The sequence below is a fragment of the Senegalimassilia anaerobia JC110 genome, from assembly GCF_000236865.1.
Taxonomy (GTDB): domain Bacteria; phylum Actinomycetota; class Coriobacteriia; order Coriobacteriales; family Eggerthellaceae; genus Senegalimassilia; species Senegalimassilia anaerobia.
In genome coordinates, this window is sequence record NZ_HE611017.1 from 29,931 (window position 1) to 45,658 (window position 15,728).

Genomic DNA, 15,728 nt, shown 5'->3' on the forward strand with positions numbered 1-15,728 from the left:
TCTCCGTGCACCGTATTTAGATAAAGCGACCCCGCGGCACGCCAGGCCTGCGAGGAAGGCTAGGCGACCATGGGTCTCGCCGACATCATCAACAACATTTTCCAAACCTTCAATCAACAGCTCATCGAGCCGGTAGTCAACGGGCTTTGGGGCTTGATCCCGAACGCCTCCGTTCTGATGGTGCTCGCCTTGCTTCTAGGCGCCATCGTGTGCTTCAGCCCGATGCAGAGGGGACAGAAGATCGCCTCGCTGATAGCCCTCGTCGTGATATTGTTCATCATCCCATACGTCCCGTCGATCATCTCGTCGATTTTGTCGGGGTCGCCCGCCGACGCGTCGACCGTCGCCCAATCCGCGGCCGACGGCCTTTCCAACCCGGCGGCAACGCTCTCGAACCTGGAATAGCATGGATTTCAGCGTCTTCCTCGTCGACGCCGAGGACGGATCGCAGGTTTTCGGGGCCAAGGTCGGCGTGTACGACCCGAGCGGAAGGCTGATAAGAACGATCTCGCGCTCAGACACTTTCGGAGATTGCGACGTTCGGCGCGGCATCGGCAGGTTCACCATCGACGTGGACTGGGACAGCCCCATAGAGGACCACGAGGACAACGAGTACATCGGCCATGAGTTCGCGCCGGGCGTCTACCGGTTCGTGGAAACCGCTCCCCCCGCGCCGCCCACGCTGGACGGGAGGAGCGTCAAGGCCGGTTTGGGCTCCCTTTCGCGCGGCGTGGCATCGGCCCTAAAGGACGGGGATTTCGACATCTCCGAAGAGCTCGAGCGCGCTTACGAGGAACTGTCGTATTTCGAGTACGAGCTCGCGCCCGCTCTGGAGGTGGAGCTGGCAGGCGATGGAGACGACGTCGTCGTGATCGAGCACCGCCGCATCAGGAAGAAGCGGCTGGTCGACGACGTTGCGGCGAAGATCCCGCCTCGCGGCACCCTGCTTGCCTACGGGTGGCTGGCGGGCATCGCCGCCGTCGCGCTTGCGGTTGCGCTGATCGCCGCGCCCGCCCTATGGATGACCGTTTTCGGCCTGTGGTCGCTCGGTCAGCCGGGAATGGGCCTCCTGTTTGCCTTGGGCAACCTCGTCGACTACCTCTCATCCTTCCTGCTCAGCGGATGGAGGGCCGTTTCCCTCGCATGCGCGCACTATGCGCCCCCGCCTGCCATATGGTTCGCATCGCTGTTTGCGGCGACGCTCCTCGGATGGAGGCTGGAGAAAGGGTTCGACGCCCTCTACGCAGAGCGCACGAGGCCCAAGAACAAGCTGCTGGACAGCATCCCCAAACCCGCCGGTCACAACGAGTTCGGGTCCGGCCGCCTCATCGACGACCCGAACGAGATCGAAAGGGCTTTCGAGACCAGCCCGGAGGATGCGGAGGGCTTACAGCTCGGAGGCGTGGTGGTGGGCTCCATCGAGGAGCCCTGGCGCAAGCGCGTGCCGATGGTGGCGGCGCACGGGATCGGCATGGTGATCTGGGGGCTCAAGCTGTTGAAATGCAGGGTTTCCGGGGGCGAACGCCCGCCGCGGCCGCAGCGGAAGCCGATCGGGAGGAGGCTCGTCTACTCGACCAAGGACATGAACTCCACCGTCATAGCGGACACCCGCGCCGGCAAGACCAGACGGTGCCTCATACCCACCATCGACCTGCTGTCGAGGGCCTCGGAGGAGTCCTTCGTGGCGATCGACCCCAAAGGCGAGCTCACGGGCCTCACCTCGGAAGGCGCCGCCAAGACCTCCAGGGTCGTCGTCTTCAACTTCCGCAAGCCGCGCGCCGGCGACAGGTACAACTTCATGCAGCAGGTCATCGACGCGGTCCGCGCCGAAGGCGGCCCGGACTGGTCCGCCGCGGACCGCGCCGCGGCAGACCTCGTGGAGCACCTGTTGCCCTCTTCCCAAGATGTCGGGCAGTCGAGCTACTTCAACCAAGGCGCCCGCGCCTACATGAAGTCGGCGATCCTGTGGGTAGCGTCCTGGAAGACGGTGCCGGACGACCAGCGCAACCTGACGACGGTCTCCCGCATGCTCGGCAAGTATTGCTCGGCCAGGCCGCTCGACCCGGACAAGCCCAACGGCAGGACATACGTGCCGTGGGAGATGATGCTCGACAGGCTCGGCGTCAACCATCCGGCGAGGGAGGCGTACGACCCGATCGCCAACACCGTGGACAAGGAGCGCATGGCGTTCATCACGACGGCCCAGACCGTGCTGCGAGACTTCCGCGACTCCAACATCTCCTACATGACCTCGAAGACCGACTTCGACCCGCGCAGGATCGGGACCGAGAAATGCGCGGTGTACATCATCATCCCGGTCGAGAAGGAGACCTACGGGATGTTCGCGAACCTCATGATCCAGCAGCTCTACCAAGTGCTGATCGAGGAAGCGGCCGACCGCGGCGGCCGCCTGCCCTACAGGGTCAACCTGCTGTGCGAGGAGTTCGGGCAGATACCGCCGATACCGAACCTCCACAAGAAGATGAACTCCTGCCTGGGCCTGGGCATCCGCTGGCTGCTCATCCTCCAATCGATGGCCCAGCTCGCCAGCTCCTACGACGACACGGACGACAAGATCGTCATCGGGTCGTGCGGCATGATCGCGCTCCTCAAGACGAACGACCACGAGCGCACCGGAAGATGGTTCTCGGAGCATATAGGCCGCTGCACCATAGAGATCGGCTCGAGCTCGAAGTCCGGCAAGAGGCTGTCGATCTTCAAGGAGAACGGCACCCAATCCGTCTCGTACGCCGAGCGCATGCGCCTCTACCCCGAGGAGGTGTCCCGCTGGCGGCCGTCCTACGGCGCGCTCGTCACGTTCACCGACGCCGCGGACTCGGCCTACGTCGTCCCGCTGCCCGACGTGTCCGAGCTCGCGGCCTCGGCGAGGATGGGCCTTGGAGACCCCGAGCACAATCGGGAGAAGACCGAGCAGGTGATGGCGAGGCTCGACAAGGGCGACGTCGACACGCCCCAGCCGTGGTACCCCGAGCTGAAGAAGATGAGCGAGCGCGGACGGGCCTACACGGACGACGAGATGCGCGCCGCCGAGCGCAAATGGTTCGCCGCCCTGCGCTCCCAGTTCCTACGGGAAAGCACGGAGGCGCCTGCGAAAGAGGCCAAAGGGCGCGGCCCGGAGAAAGGAGGGGCTGACGGCGGCGCCCGGAAAGCGAAGACGCCGGCCCAGCGAAAGCCCCGGTGCGCCCCGATCGACGGGCAGATGCAGCTGCCCGACATGGGATCCGAGCAGGTGTAGGCCCCGCCGTCCCTCAGACCGTCGCATTTTCGCACCGGTGCCATATTTGTGCTAACATCGTTTCGTCCTTCTGGCGAGGACGTACGGTGCCGGTCATCGCGACCGAGGGCCGGCAAGCGGGCCAAAGGCGCGGGACGCCCATCGCGGGCGCCGGCCTCCGCGAGCCGGCCCGCCCTTCCCATCGCTCCTCGCGCAGATATGCGCATACGAAACCTGACCGAGGAGGAATCATGGGCAGACTCCGAAAAGCGGCCGCGGCCGCCCCGACAATCGCGCTCGTTGCCGCCATGGCGCCGACGGCGGCCTACGCCGCGAACGGCTCGTTCCAGAGCACGCTCAACGACCTGACGGGCAGCGTGAGCGGCATCCTTCTGGCCCTCGGCTACGGAGGCCTCACGCTAGTGGGCGGCGTGGCCTTCGTCGTGCTGGTCAAAGAGATCATCCCCATGTTCATCGAAACGGGCAAGCCGGAGTTCAACCGCCGCATCGCCGGGTGCATCGCGGTCATCGCGCTGTGCATCGTCGCGGCCTTCATGCCGTTCATCGTCGACGGCTTCACCGCCATAGCCGGCACGGGCGTCGACCTCGGCACCGTCGCGAAATAGCAGGGGCCAGGGATGGGCTACCTGATAGCGGCCGTCATCGGCATAGGCGTCATCTGCTTACTGGGCGCGCTCTCGCAGTTCGTACTCGCGCCGCTGATCAACAACGTCGCCCCGTACATGCTCAACTGGATCAACATCCCCGTCGTGAACTCGGTGATCCTGTGGGGCCAGGGCATCGCCGTCGTCGCCGCGATCGCCATCAGGGTGTTCGTGGGCATCAGGGACGGCGTGCTGCAGAACGGCGGGCCCAGGATGGCCTCACTCGGCGAGTACATGTTCCGCAGCGTGGCGGTGGTCGCGCTCGTGGGCTTCATGCCGGTGCTGTGCAACCTCGTCATGTACGCGGGCCAGGCGATGCTATCCGACATCGTGTCGGCATCGTACGCCGGCGGCAGCTCGCTCGTGAACGCAGGCGAGCTGGACTTCGACGCGCTCACCTTCAAGGTGAGCGACCTCGCCGGGCCTTTCGTCCACAGCGTGTTCGAGCGCCTGCCGGGCGCCATATGCTCGTTCGCCTGCCTGCTCCTCGCGATAAAGATCATCTACCAGATATGCAAGCGGCAAATCGAGATGCTCGTGCTGTCGGTGGCCGCCCCGTGGATCTCCATCAAGTCCGCCATGGAAAGCGACAGCAACGCCGCCGGGGAGCTCCTCGTCGGCCTATTCGGCATGTGCTGCATGCAGTGGATCCAGTACCTGTTCTTCATGGTGGCCCTGAAGATGCTCGGCGCGTTCTACAGCGGAACCGGGATGCTCGAGATCCTGACCTTCGACGGCCAGGCGTGGGTGAACATGATGATGTGCTTCGCCGTGTTCGGCGCGGCCCTCGGCGCCCCGCAGCTGCTCGACCGCTGGACGTTCATAGGCGGGTCGTCGCGCTCGGCCTCGATGATGGCCGCCATGGTGGTCAGGCAGGGCGCGGGCGCCGTGAGCAACGCCTCCCGCGCGGCGGCCTCCGCGGCGACGAAGAAGGCGTAGCGCCATGGGAACCGAGACCATAGAGGCCGCAAGGACCCTGCTCGTCGCCGTCGGCGGGGTCACCGCCGCCGCGGCGTTCGTCGGGCTCGTCGTGACGCTCCTTCGCCACGCCCTGTCGCTTTTCGAGGGCGCCCAGGAAGCCGACCGGGCGGTCGGCCGGGCGGCCAGGATCGCGGGTTTCGTGCTCTGCATCGGCTTCTTGCTGGGCGGCGGCGGGCTCGCCGTGTCGAACGCCGTCACCTCCGGAAACGCCGGCTGGTCGTTCCTGCAGGCCTCGTCGGGCACCGTCGGCAAAGACTCGTGGATCCCCGACTCCTGGTCCGATAGCGACTGGAGGCAGGGATGGACGACCGACGGCGACTACTACTACGGGGACGCCTACAGCGGGAACCTCCCGAGCGGCTTCGTCGACGACGGGTCCTCCGAAGCCGAGGCCGTGAAGGCCGCCGCGGCGGCCTTCACGGCCACCAAGGGCACGGACCCCTACTCCGAGATGCAGGCGGCCGACGACTACAAGAAGGCCCTTGAGGACTATTACGCGAAATGCGACAAGCTGCTCGTGGACAGCGGGCACGGCGGGAGCAAAGGAGGCGCCGTATGACGCGCGGCGGGACAAAGAGCATGACGAGGCGCGGGTTCGCCTGCGCGGCCGCCCTGTCGGCCGTGGGAGCGTGCGCCGCCCTGGCCGGCTGCGGCGGGCCGGGCGGCGGGAAAGGCCAGGACGACCCCGAGCAGGGCGTCGACTTCGACCTCGAAGCCGCCTACCTGCCGCTGGGGTCGGTCGTCCTCATCGACCGCTACGAGGACGCGGGCATCAAGCTCGTGGTCACGGCGCGCCGCCCAACCGCGAGCATGGTTCGCGCTCCCGGGGCCGACGCGGCCTCGCCGACCGACGGGCGCGTCTACGACTACGCCGGGGCGTACTGGCCCGCCGGCTACGTCACCGACCTCTCCGAGCACGCCTACCTCGGCGAGTCCTACGTGTTCGACTCCGACCAGATAGCCAAGGTCCTCCACGTCGGCTACTCAGACGAGCTGGAGTCCCGCGCGAACGAGGCCCTCATGGCGGCGAAGGAATCCGGGCAGGCGTCCGCCTCATGCCTCGGCGAGCTGATGGCCGACGCGCTGGGAGACGGCGTCAAAGCCGCGAAGGGGGACGTCGATGCAGGCTAGCGCCCGCCCTGACACGATGCCGGCGTTCAGGCCGCTGAAGACCAGGGCGACCGTCTTGCTGCTGGGAGGCGCGGAATGGGGCAAGGTCGCCCTCGCCGCCGCGCTCGGCGCGCTGCTCGCCTTCTCGCTCGGGGCGATCAAGCACGTGGAGGAGGTCCCGATGGGCAACTCGGAGAGGATGGCCCAGGTCGCGGAGCTGGAGCAGGTGCGGGCCACGGTGAAAAGCCTGGACTCGAGGATGAAGGCCGCGGGCGCGGCCTCGCTCTCGGCGATCGACGTGACGGACTCCGAGCGGCAGGACGCCCAGCGCGCCGCCGAGCTCGGGATAACCGCGGGCACGGCCGACGACGACCTGAGGGCCATGGTGCCTCAGACGACGCCGGAGCTCAGGCCGATCATGCCCATGCTGCCCAGATGGGTGATCTTCTTCCTGCTCCCCATCATCGCGACGATCGCGCTGAACATCGAGTTCTCCCGCGGAACGACCGTGGCGAGGGAGATCAAAAGGATACGCAGGCACAGGAAGGCGCAGAGCGCCTTCGAGTCGGACCCGCGCGGCTTTCTGGAGCGCGCCGGCTGACGTCGGGTTAGGAGACACGGGATGGAAAAGAGAAAAACTGGCGCGAGGAGGAGGCAGGCCGGGCGCAAAAAGACGGCCATCGTGCAGGACGTCCTCCCGATCGCCGACGTCAAAGGGCCGTACGCGATCATGAAGGACGGCTCCCGCGTCGGCTTCCTGGAGCTGCCGGGGATCAACCACAGCCTCTACACCGAGGAGCAGAAGAAGGACGAGGCGTACGCGATGGCCGACGTCATAGCGTCCATCCCCGTGGAGTTCGCGTTCCTCAAGTACCCGCTGCCGGCGCCGGCGGCCCAGCAGCTCACCCAGATCGACCGCGCCATCTCCCGCGAGCGGTCCGCCATGTTCTCGGCCCCGACGCCTCAGGCGAGGGAGGCGGCCGAGCTGAAGGTCAAGATCTTGGAGCAGCACATGAGGCCCGACGCCGTGCGCGAGGCCACGAGCGGCACCCGGACCGTCTGGCCCAACTGGGTCGCCCTGCGCTTTTCCGCGAAGACGCCGGAGGAGCAGGCCAGGCGCACGATGGACATGGTGGAGAAGATGTGCGACGAGAAGCTGGGCGAGCCCGCGCGCCGCGCCGAGGAGTCCGACGTGAGAACGCTCCTCGAGCTGTACCTCACGCCTTCGGCGGTAGCCGGAAGCTCCCTCGGGTACACCATGTCCTGCCCCTCCGCGTTAGGAGCCGATGATGGCAAGAAGCTATAAGCGCGCCGCCGAGGCGGGCCCCGCCGAGAACCCGTACCTCATCAACTCTATCTCGCCCGGCCGCCTGCAGTTCAACGACACGTGGGGCGTCTCCGACGACGTCTACTTCCGGCCCATGGTGGTGAACAAGTTCCGCGAGCAGCAGACCCTCGGCTGGTGCGACGGCTTCGTCGCGAGCGAGGAGCTGCGCGCGCCGGTCGCCATAGTGTGCCGCCCCGCAAGCTCCGGAAAGCTCGCCGAGCAGATCAACAGGTCCATCGCCATGGCCGAGTCGACGTACGGCGAGGGCATGATGAGCTACACCGACATCATGAAGAAGCGCCGGGAGGCTGCCCACGCCAACGAGATGGCGGCGCTGCTGGTCGAGGACAACGCCAAGATGTTCGACACGGTCTGCTACGTGATCCTGCGAAGCACGGGCAGGGAGAAGCTCGACGAGATGGAGGACTACCTCAAAAGCTCGCTGTCGCACTACGGCAACGGGGCGGTCCACCAGATCTTCAACACGAGAGAGGCGTTCCTCGGCGCGTCCCCCATGCTCGCCGACGACTGGTACTCCCTCAAGACGAGCTCGGTGCCCCTTCCGGCGATCACGATAGCCTGGGGCCTGCCGACCGGCACGTCCGGCCTCGACCACCTCGCAGGCGTGGAGATCGGCATAGACGACCGCGGCGGGATAATCCGCCTCAACTGCACCGTTCACACCGAGGAGCTCCCGAACGGCAACATATTCATCACCGGCGAGACCGGCTCGGGAAAGTCCGCCACGGGAAAGAAGATCGTGCTGACCGAGCACGTCGTGCTCGGCACCAAGGTCATCGTCCCCAACGACCCCGAAGGCGAATGGGGCCGGCTCGCGCTGAGCTGCGGCGGCGAGGTGAGCCGCGTCGGCGTCGACAGCAAGTTCTCGCCCTTCGAGCCGCGCAACATAGGCGTGATCGGCGAGGACGGCGAGGAGGTCGACGCGGAGAGCTCCGGCAAGGAGCTCGTCCTCGCATCGACCTTGCCGTTTTTGATGACCTTCCTGAAGATGGCGTACCGCATCCCCGACGACCTCATCGACTATCTGGACGCCGCCCTGGAGAGCCTTTACGGGGACTACGGCATATACCCGGAGACGACCTTCGCCGATTACCGCCGGCGCGGCCTGTCCTACCCGATCATGGTCGAGCTCTACGACAAGCTGCTCGAGATGGCCGAGGCGCTGCCGGACTTCTCCGCGGAGTTCGAGCGGCTCGCGCTGACCATACGCCCGGCCGCGATCGGGCGCGATCGGGCGCTGTGGAACTCCAGGACGTCGTTCTCGCCTTCGACAGACTTCATCGTCATCGACACCCAGGGCCTGTCGGCGGACAAGGACATCATGCGCGCGCAGTACTACAACATCCTGACGTGGACCTGGTCCGAGTGCAAGAGCGGACGCTTCTCCGACCAGTACCTGAGGATCGTCTGCGACGAGCTGCACACGATCATGAACAAGCAGTCGCTGGAGGCGGCGTACCAGATAAAGAACATCGTGCAGCGCATCCGAAAGTACGGAGGCGGGATGATGTGCATAACGCCCCAGGTCATCGACATGATGGACGAATCCATCGAGTCCGCCGGGCGCTCAGTGGTCTACAACTCGACCTACCGCTTCTTCGGCAAGGCCACCGACGACGCCCCCGGTGGCAACCTGTGGCACGTCAAGCAGCTGCTCGGCATCCCCGACGAGGTGGCCGCCAAGCTGGCGTCCACCAGGCGGGGGAAGATGATCGTGCAGGCCGGCGCGGAGAAGAGCTGGGTGAACGTGACCCTCAAGGACTGGGAGCTCGAGATGTTCGGCAAGGGCGGCGGCAAGTGAGGCGCGCAGGCACCGCCGCGAAGGCAGCCGCCTGCGCGCTCTCGCTGCTCCTCGTCGCCTGCGGAATCCCGGGGATGTCGGGCTGCATAGACGAAGGCTCGAGGTCCATCTCGGGAGACTGCACCCTGATCACCGTGCCCGCAGACGTGCCGCAGAAAGGCGTGTACACGGTGACGTGCTACGACGACTTCGCGGGACGATGGGCGTCGGGGACCCAGCAGGAGGCGGTGTGCTCGCAGTGGCAGGACGCCGGGTCGGAATGGGATGACGGCATCGCCGTCATAGACGGCCTGTACCTCGTCGCCTGCTCCGAGACGTTCGGCTCGGTCGGCGACAAGGTGGTCTGGGTGCTGGAGGACGGCACCGAGATCCCGTCGATCATAGCCGACGCCAAAAGCTCGGGCGACGCCAACTACACGAAATGGGGCCACATGACGGGCGGGACCGTCAACGTCATCGAGTTCGAGGTCAAGCGCTCGGTCTACATGCAGCGGGGCAACCCCGGCTCGTCGGCCTGGAAAGGCGAGTGGGGCGGCAAGGCCGTCAACTCCTGCCGCAACTACGGCACCGGCGGCAAGGCCGACGGGGACGGCCTGGGCGGCTGCTCGTCGTCGGCGGTCGGCGGCGACGGGTACCTCACCACCGCGATGCAGGTCGCCGAGGACGACTCCCACGGGTACCGGACAGGGTCGATGGGCCCGGACGAGTTCGACTGCCAGGGCTTCGTGAAGTGGTGCCTGAAGCAAAACGGCTGGGACATCTCGCCCTGGGGCTTCAAGGACGGCACCGGGACGGGCGCCGCCGCAGAGGGCCTCTCGAAGATGGGCTGGGACGTCGCGCCGTACGACGCAGAAGAGATCCAGCCCGGCGACATCCTCATCTACCACTACAGCCAAAGCAACGGGCACGTCGCCTTCTACGCCGGCGACGGGAACGTGGTGGACTCCGTGGGAGACTTCGACGGCGCGCCGGGCGACTCGAGCGGGACCGAGATAGCCCGCCGGCCGAACAGCTACACGAAATGGCAGTACAGGGCGCGCCCGCCCGCAGGGACGTCGACGGGATCGGCCGGATCGTCTTCCGGCGGGGCGTTCGGCTGCTCGGCCCTCTTGAGGTGACGCAGGATTCGAAAGGAGGCCCGCATGGGTTTTCTCGGGAGAAGGAAGGAGGAGGGCCGGGACGGCGGCCCCCTCGACATGTGGGGCAAGCCGATAAGGCCCCGCCTCGACGGCTGGGGCAGGCCGATCGACGACCAGGGCGCAGCCAAAGGGTACGCGGACGCCTTCGACGGCAAGATATCGAAGCTGCCGGCGGACCGGCGAGAGCGGCGCTTCGCCGCGCTCGCCGCCGCCGGATGCCTGATAGCCATCGCGGCCTTCGCCTTGGCCGCCTTCGCGACCTGCAGCGTCACGGGCGAGGACGCCCAAGACGGCGAGGAGCCCCGAACCGGCCAGGCTGCCCCCCAAGGCGCCGAGCGCGCCGAGGCGGCGACCCACAAGCTCGCGAACGCCGACGCGCTCGCCCACCTGTCGGAGGAGTCGAGGGAAAGGCTCGAGCAGGAGCTGTCGAGCTACCTCGACGGGCAGGGCGCCCCGTCCGGCGCGCCCGCGATGTGCTACTCGAAGATCGAGCAGCGGGGGTCCGAGCAGGTCTGCTGGGTCTCGTGCCCATCAGGCGAGCGCTTCTACGAGGTAGCGTTCGACCCTGCGGAGAGGACGTTCTCGTTCTCGCCCTGCGACATGCCGCAGGGCCTCCCCGAGGTCAACTACGCCGCCGCCCAATCGGAAGAGGCCGCCCAACCGGTGTACAGCTCGGGGGCCGCGGTGCAGAGCCGCGAGCAGGCGACCGTCGACGGGCGCAGCAACGTTGCCGCCGCCAGGGTCGACGACGTCGAGGCCCTCAAGCAGGCGATGCCCGCCGACGCAGCCGGGGCGCTCGCGTCCGCGGTCACGGGATTCTCGAAGACGAAGGGCCTCGCAGCCGACCCGTCCCAATGCTGGGTGCCGCTCTCGGCGTCGGACGGGGGCGCTTGGGAGATCCAGTGCTCCGACGGCTCCGGCGGCAGCTGGACGATCGAGGCGACATGGTCCGAATCGGCGAAGCAGTTCGGGATGTCGCTTGAAGGTTAAGCAAAGGACGGCTCGATGAGCCGGCGAGCAAACGAAAGGACCTGACGATGGAAACCGAGAAGACGTTCGCGGCGCTGACGGGCGAGGAGGGCATCCCGCAGCTTCAGAAGCTCCTGCCGCCGAACTCCATCATGTATTCAGACCCCAACCCCGACGTGAGGAGGTTTTTGAGCGAGCAGGCCGCCATGGGGATCGACGTCGTCGTGATCTACGACGACGGCATGCCGTACAAGGACGTAAACGAGGCCGACGTGCTCTCGTTCCTGTCGTCGCAGAAGAGCCGCGGCACGCAGCTCATCTTCGTCGCCGGCGCCGAGCGCGAGCCGGGCGACGAGTTCATCCGCAAGCTCATCTCGGCCGAGGTGTACGACATCGTCGGCCCCGCGGCCGGCCCGGACGCGCTGGGCGGCATCGAAAAGGCCGTCCAGTCCCCCGCCTCCTACGCCGATTGCGCGCGCTGGCTCGAGCCCGAAGAGGCCAAGAAGCCGAGGCGCGGCCTCGCGAGCTCGATCTTCGGGAGGCGCAAGCCCGCTCAAGCGGCCGACAAGACCGAGAAGATCGACCTGCCGGCCCGCAGCCTCGGTTACGTCCCGAACCCGAGGCCGAGCCTGAACGAGGAGCCGGCCCAGGCAGTGCCGGCCGCAAAGCCCGCCGCCGGCGGGTACATGCCGTCCCCGCGCAAAGCCGAAGGCGCCGCCCCGGCCGTCGCGCCCGCGGCATCGAAGGAGCGCGAGGACGCAGGCGCCGCCTACGAGCCGGCGCCCCGAGCGGACCTGGCCGGGAAAGCCGCGGCCGAGGCCCAGCCGGCGCAAAGCGCGCGGCAGACCGGCGACGACGCCGCGCTCGCGCGATACGGCGAGATGCTCAGGAAGTGCAGGAGCGCGAAGGAGCCGGAAAGGCCGGCCGTGCGCCCCGCCGAGGCGCGCCCCGAGGGCGAAGGCGGTCGCGTGCCCCTGCGCCGCGAGAAGGACGATAAACGCGAAGAAGGCGCATTAGGCAGGCGGAAAGACGCCGCCGAGCCGCCTCGGCCCGAGCCCGCCGCCGGCGCCGGCGAGATCTTCGACGCCAAGCTCGAGGCGAAGTTCGAGGCTTTGGCCAAGAAGCTGTCGGAGAGCATCGAGGAGGACATGGCGGCCAACCTCGCGCGCGCGGGGATCGACCCGGACCTGGCGCGCCTGAAGCACACGATGGTCGTCGCCGGGGCGGCAGACGACGGCGCGTCGGCGGCCCTGGCCGTCGAGTGCGCGCTGTGGCTCGCCAAGGCGGCCCCCCAGGAGAAGGTGAGCTGCGTCTTCGCGGACGCCGACGCCCACGACGCGCTGCGCCGCGCCGCGGGCAAGCCCGCAGGGCCTCTCGAGATAGCCGGCGTGTCGTTCCCGTCTCCGGGCGAGAAGGTGCCGACGCGCGGCCGCGTCGTCGCAGACCTGGGCTGGATCGGCGGGAACCCGGACCCGGAAGCGTGGCCCGGCGGCAAGATCGACGTCAAGGCGCTCGCCGCTCCCGCGACGCCTTGGAGCTGGCAGCGCTGCCGCGAGCTCAGCGCCAAGCTCGACGCGACGTGGACGGTCGCGTGCCTCCCCGGCCAGGCCCGGCCGGCTTCCGACCTCGCCAAGCGCCTCGGCGCGGCGGGCGCCGTCGAGCGCCCCGCGCCTTGCGGATGGGTTAAAGGCGGCCCGTCGGACATGTCCGCCGTCGCCGCGGGGATGCTGCCCAGGGACCTGAGCGCATCCGTCCCGCGCGTGATCTTCGGCGCAAAGCCGGCGGACGCCCAGGCCGCGCCCGCCGCGGGCGAGGAGCGCGCCGAGCGGGAGCCGAAGCCGAGATGGGTCGCGCTGGTCAAGCCCGACGGCTCCGAGGCGACCGAGCCCGTCGAGGCGGGGCCCGACCTCGATGCGCTGATCGAGTCGCACAAAGGTTGGGCGCACGCGAAGGGCGCGACCCGCGAGCAGGCGATGGAGCGCCGCGCCGCCGAGACGGCGCGCAGGCAGGCGCGCGCGGCGGCGCAGGCAGGCGCGACGGAGGTCAGGCTGTGAGCGCGGAGACGATGGCGGTCGAGCCCGAGGACGCCGTGATCGAGCAGGCCATCATGTCCCTGCCCGACGCCGACAACGCGCTCGACGCGGTAACCGAGATCATGATGTCGAACCCGGAGGTGTTCGAGGCCAACCAGACCGTGGCGGTCGCCATCCTCATAGTGGCGGCGCGCATGGACGAGAAGCTCGACGGCCTGTCCGACCTGATAAAGGAGGAGTCCGAGAAGACCCGGGCCGCGGCCCTCGAGGCCGCGCTGGAGGCGGTGCGCCGATGGGAGGCCGGAAAGGCCGCGGTCGGCGAGGAGAAACCGCCTGCGGCTGAAAAGCCCGAAAAGCGAAAGCCGGGCGGGCCCGAGGACACCGAGGAGAAGCCGGCCGGCGAGGAGAAGCAGGGCGCCAGGCGCATCCCACGCATCGCCATCCCGGCGGCGCTCATCGTCGTCGGGGTCGCCCTGGCCCTCATAGGCTCAGGAATCGTAGGGTGAGCGCAGCCAGCCGCGCAGCGGCGCTGGCGGCGAGCACCCGCACCGCCGACGCCCTGATGCCGGCGGCGATGCTGGCCTTCTTCATCGCGCTTTCGGCGCAGGCCGGCCTGTTCTTCGACGGGGACATGTACTTCCTCGTCGCCACCGGCCGCGACATCATAGCCAACGGGCTCTCGACGACAGACCCCCTGTCATCCCACGAAGGGCTTCCCTACCTCTCGCAGCAATGGCTGACCTGCGTCGTGGACGCGGCGGCGTTCGACGCCTTCGGCCGCGCGGGGGTCGAGGGCATCTACATGGCCCTCACGGCGGCCTCAGCGGCGTTCCTGTGGAAGGCGTCGGCCCGGTACGCCGGCAAGGAGGCGCTCGGCCTGCGCGCCGGGCTGCTCGTGGCCGCCGCGTGCGTCCTGTCGATGCTGATGACCAGGTCGACGCCGCGCGCCTTCGACGCGATCGCGCTGGCCGCCTGCCTCCTTTCGGCGGCCACGTACCTGGACGGCGGGCCGAAGCGGGCGCTGGCGGCCGCGCCCGCTTGCTCGCTGGCGCTCGCGAACCTGCACGGATCGATGTGGCCGGTGGCGCTCATGCCCGCGGCATGCGCCTTGCTCGATTGGCGGGCGAAGGGGAAAAGGGCGCCTCTCCTGGCGGCGCTGGCCGCCGGCGCCCTGGCCGCGTGCGCGAACCCGTACGGCCCCGGCATGCTGACGTACGTCTTCGCCTCGCTCTCGGCCCCGGCGCTGTCCGCCTTCGGCATAGGCGAGCTTTCGCCTGCGTCCGCCAACACGTTCGCCGGCTGGCCGGCGCTCGCCATGCCCGCCGCCTTCTGGTGGATGAGGACGGGCTACCCCGGGCCGTCGGCCGATCCCCGCAAGCGTTGGCGGGTGCGCATGGAGGACGCGCTGCTCGTGGGGCTGTGGGCGGGCTCGCTGGCCTCGGTGAGGGTCTGCTTCCTGCTCTACACCGCCGCCGCCATGGTGCTGTCCTCCGCGATCGAGGCCAGGCCGCCCGCCGCGGGCGCGCGCCCGTCGCGGGCCATGCTCGCGGTGAACGCCACGGCCGCGGCGACCCTCGCCTGCGCCCTGGCCGCCTGCGCCCTGTCGACCCACCCGCAAGCCGATGCGACCGAGAAGCAGGCCGATCAGGCCGCATGCGTGCAGGCCCTCGAGGACGCCGGCGTCGAGCCCGGGGCATGCGGGTACGCCAGCTTCAACGAAGGTGCGTACCTCGAGTTCATGGGGTACCGGCCGTACATGGACGCCCGGGCGGAGCTCTGGTGCCCGGAGGTCAACGGCGGCGACGACATAGCCGGGGAGTTCCTGGACATGAGGGCCGGGAAGATCCCCCTCTCCGAGCTGCTGGCGAGGCACGATTTCGAGTTCGCCGTGATCTCGGCCGACGAGCAGGGCTACGACACGGCGAGGCAGATGGAGATAGCCGGGATGGACGAGGCGTACAGGTCGGACCTGTACGCCGTCTGGGTGCGCCGCGAGGGCTAGGCCGCCGGCGGGCCCGCCGCGCGCCTTATCGTCGCACCGGTGCTATTATGGTGCTAACATCGTGTTACACGCAGGAAAGGGGGAGCCTATGGCCATCGCGCCGATAGCCGCGGCGCTCGCGGCGGCCGCCGCGGCGGCAACGCACACGGCGGCGTCCCGCGCGATCCTGCGAGGCCACCGGCGCAAGGAGGCCAAGTGGGACGCCAAGAGCCTCGCGGCGGCCAAGGAGCTCTGCTCGCCGGGGGCTCCCCCGGCGAGCGGCGCCGACGCCGACAGGGCCGAGGCGGCGGGCATGTGGCTGCGCCTCAAGCAGGCAATGGCGCGTGCGGGGACGCTGGACCCGGAGCTCGCCGCCGCGATCCGCGATGCCGGCCTGGAGCTCCCCGAGAAGGACCCGTCGTCCCGCGCGGTGCCCCCGCGCTGGGATGTGCCGCCGTCCATACCC

15 protein-coding genes are annotated in these 15,728 nt (G+C 68.5%); all 15 read left to right on the forward strand.

Annotated features, from left to right (window positions below; all coding sequences use genetic code 11):
- Positions 1-69: 69 nt before the first annotated feature.
- Positions 70-405: a hypothetical protein gene (locus tag SFHG_RS08345; RefSeq protein WP_042436309.1), complete on the forward strand. Its 336-nt coding sequence runs from the start codon at positions 70-72 to the stop codon at positions 403-405.
- 1 nt (position 406) lies between these two features.
- Entirely contained in the window at positions 407-3,256 is a 2,850-nt protein-coding gene (locus tag SFHG_RS08350) for a type IV secretory system conjugative DNA transfer family protein (RefSeq protein WP_042436311.1), read from the forward strand.
- A gap of 230 nt (positions 3,257-3,486) precedes the next feature.
- Positions 3,487-3,861, forward strand: a complete 375-nt coding sequence (locus SFHG_RS08355) for a hypothetical protein (protein ID WP_042436312.1) — start codon at positions 3,487-3,489, stop codon at positions 3,859-3,861.
- Positions 3,862-3,873: 12 nt separating this feature from the next.
- Positions 3,874-4,839, forward strand: coding sequence for a hypothetical protein (locus tag SFHG_RS08360; RefSeq protein ID WP_042436314.1), 966 nt, complete (start codon positions 3,874-3,876; stop codon positions 4,837-4,839).
- Between the two features lie 4 nt (positions 4,840-4,843).
- The gene (locus SFHG_RS08365) at positions 4,844-5,440 is read left to right on the forward strand and encodes a hypothetical protein (RefSeq protein WP_042436316.1); all 597 of its coding nucleotides are present in this window, start codon (positions 4,844-4,846) and stop codon (positions 5,438-5,440) included.
- Between the two features lie 20 nt (positions 5,441-5,460).
- Positions 5,461-6,012, forward strand: a complete 552-nt coding sequence (locus tag SFHG_RS08370; protein WP_162096581.1) for a DUF4176 domain-containing protein — start codon at positions 5,461-5,463, stop codon at positions 6,010-6,012.
- Positions 6,002-6,592 (forward strand): hypothetical protein, encoded by a 591-nt coding sequence (locus SFHG_RS08375; protein ID WP_042436320.1) that lies wholly within the window; start codon positions 6,002-6,004, stop codon positions 6,590-6,592. The genes SFHG_RS08370 and SFHG_RS08375 overlap by 11 nt, the downstream gene beginning before the upstream one ends.
- A 21-nt stretch (positions 6,593-6,613) precedes the next feature.
- Positions 6,614-7,297 carry a hypothetical protein gene (locus SFHG_RS08380; protein WP_042436322.1) on the forward strand — a complete coding sequence of 228 codons (684 nt, stop codon included), beginning with the start codon at positions 6,614-6,616 and terminating at the stop codon, positions 7,295-7,297.
- A complete protein-coding gene (locus tag SFHG_RS10840; protein ID WP_042436324.1) occupies positions 7,281-9,140 on the forward strand; it encodes a VirB4 family type IV secretion system protein in 1,860 nt (619 codons plus the stop codon). Before SFHG_RS08380 ends, SFHG_RS10840 begins: the two co-directional genes overlap by 17 nt.
- Positions 9,137-10,258 carry an NlpC/P60 family protein gene (locus SFHG_RS10845; RefSeq protein ID WP_042436325.1) on the forward strand — a complete coding sequence of 374 codons (1,122 nt, stop codon included), beginning with the start codon at positions 9,137-9,139 and terminating at the stop codon, positions 10,256-10,258. The genes SFHG_RS10840 and SFHG_RS10845 overlap by 4 nt, the downstream gene beginning before the upstream one ends.
- Before the next feature lie 24 nt (positions 10,259-10,282).
- Positions 10,283-11,269 carry a hypothetical protein gene (locus tag SFHG_RS08395; RefSeq protein WP_042436326.1) on the forward strand — a complete coding sequence of 329 codons (987 nt, stop codon included), beginning with the start codon at positions 10,283-10,285 and terminating at the stop codon, positions 11,267-11,269.
- A gap of 47 nt (positions 11,270-11,316) precedes the next feature.
- On the forward strand, positions 11,317-13,302 hold the full coding sequence (locus SFHG_RS08400; RefSeq protein WP_042436328.1) for a hypothetical protein: 1,986 nt from the start codon (positions 11,317-11,319) through the stop codon (positions 13,300-13,302).
- On the forward strand, positions 13,299-13,787 hold the full coding sequence (locus tag SFHG_RS08405) for a hypothetical protein (RefSeq protein ID WP_042436330.1): 489 nt from the start codon (positions 13,299-13,301) through the stop codon (positions 13,785-13,787). The genes SFHG_RS08400 and SFHG_RS08405 overlap by 4 nt, the downstream gene beginning before the upstream one ends.
- The gene (locus SFHG_RS08410) at positions 13,784-15,283 is read left to right on the forward strand and encodes a hypothetical protein (protein WP_042436332.1); all 1,500 of its coding nucleotides are present in this window, start codon (positions 13,784-13,786) and stop codon (positions 15,281-15,283) included. Before SFHG_RS08405 ends, SFHG_RS08410 begins: the two co-directional genes overlap by 4 nt.
- 88 nt (positions 15,284-15,371) lie before the next feature.
- Positions 15,372-15,728 (forward strand): hypothetical protein (locus SFHG_RS10850; RefSeq protein ID WP_042436334.1); only part of this gene is annotated, 357 nt, incomplete at its 3' end.

What these genes read in the sequence shown, in the direction of transcription:
- SFHG_RS08355 (WP_042436312.1), top strand. Translation starts at nt 3,487, where the DNA reads ATGGGCAGACTCCGAAAAGCGGCCGCGGCCGCCCCGACAATCGCGCTC.
- SFHG_RS08345 (WP_042436309.1), top strand. Translation starts at nt 70, where the DNA reads ATGGGTCTCGCCGACATCATCAACAACATTTTCCAAACCTTCAATCAA.
- SFHG_RS08365 (WP_042436316.1), top strand. Translation starts at nt 4,844, where the DNA reads ATGGGAACCGAGACCATAGAGGCCGCAAGGACCCTGCTCGTCGCCGTC.
- SFHG_RS08400 (WP_042436328.1), top strand. Translation starts at nt 11,317, where the DNA reads ATGGAAACCGAGAAGACGTTCGCGGCGCTGACGGGCGAGGAGGGCATC.
- SFHG_RS08375 (WP_042436320.1), top strand. Translation starts at nt 6,002, where the DNA reads ATGCAGGCTAGCGCCCGCCCTGACACGATGCCGGCGTTCAGGCCGCTG.
- SFHG_RS08350 (WP_042436311.1), top strand. Translation starts at nt 407, where the DNA reads ATGGATTTCAGCGTCTTCCTCGTCGACGCCGAGGACGGATCGCAGGTT.
- SFHG_RS08395 (WP_042436326.1), top strand. Translation starts at nt 10,283, where the DNA reads ATGGGTTTTCTCGGGAGAAGGAAGGAGGAGGGCCGGGACGGCGGCCCC.
- SFHG_RS08380 (WP_042436322.1), top strand. Translation starts at nt 6,614, where the DNA reads ATGGAAAAGAGAAAAACTGGCGCGAGGAGGAGGCAGGCCGGGCGCAAA.
- SFHG_RS10840 (WP_042436324.1), top strand. Translation starts at nt 7,281, where the DNA reads ATGGCAAGAAGCTATAAGCGCGCCGCCGAGGCGGGCCCCGCCGAGAAC.
- SFHG_RS08360 (WP_042436314.1), top strand. Translation starts at nt 3,874, where the DNA reads ATGGGCTACCTGATAGCGGCCGTCATCGGCATAGGCGTCATCTGCTTA.
- SFHG_RS08370 (WP_162096581.1), top strand. Translation starts at nt 5,461, where the DNA reads ATGACGAGGCGCGGGTTCGCCTGCGCGGCCGCCCTGTCGGCCGTGGGA.